Origin of the sequence: Pseudoalteromonas sp. SIMBA_162, assembly GCF_046535955.1 — a bacterium.
Classification (GTDB): domain Bacteria; phylum Pseudomonadota; class Gammaproteobacteria; order Enterobacterales; family Alteromonadaceae; genus Pseudoalteromonas; species Pseudoalteromonas marina.
In genome coordinates, this window is record NZ_JAWJBQ010000080.1 from 1 (window position 1) to 458 (window position 458).

Below are 458 nucleotides of genomic sequence, written 5' to 3' on the forward strand. Positions count from 1 at the left end.
CGGCGTGAGCGCGGCTCAGCTGCCAGTGATGGCGACGACAGGCGAGCGTCTCAGCCCCGGCCTGCTCAAGCCAGGCGATGACCTCAAGCGGCGTCGGGGCGCTGTCCGTCAACGACTCGCCAGGCGTGGCGCTCAGTGTCCATGCGCTGTCATCGTCACTGCTGCGGCTCAGGCGCAGGGCGACGGCGCTGGCGCAGGCCGGGTAGTCACCGTGGTGCAGGAAGGCCTCCGGTGCGGCGATATCGGAGAACAGCACGATGACGTCCTCGCGCTCGCTCAGATAGCCGAGCGCCTCGCTCATCAGCGCCTCGAATTCGTTGCCGCAGGCGGCTAGGGCTTCCAGCGGCTGATGGGACTTGCCGGTGATCGAGTACATGCCCAGCACGGCGTTGTGCACCGAGAGCGAGAAGCGCGCCGGTGACAGGGCTTCGTCGGACTGGGTGGCGGCGTCCAGCAGG

General features: G+C 68.6%; 1 protein-coding gene. It reads right to left on the reverse strand.

Annotated elements, in window-relative coordinates:
• A partial coding sequence (locus R0J88_RS18790) for a beta-ketoacyl synthase chain length factor (RefSeq protein WP_410900697.1) occupies nt 1-458 on the reverse strand: 458 nt, incomplete at both ends.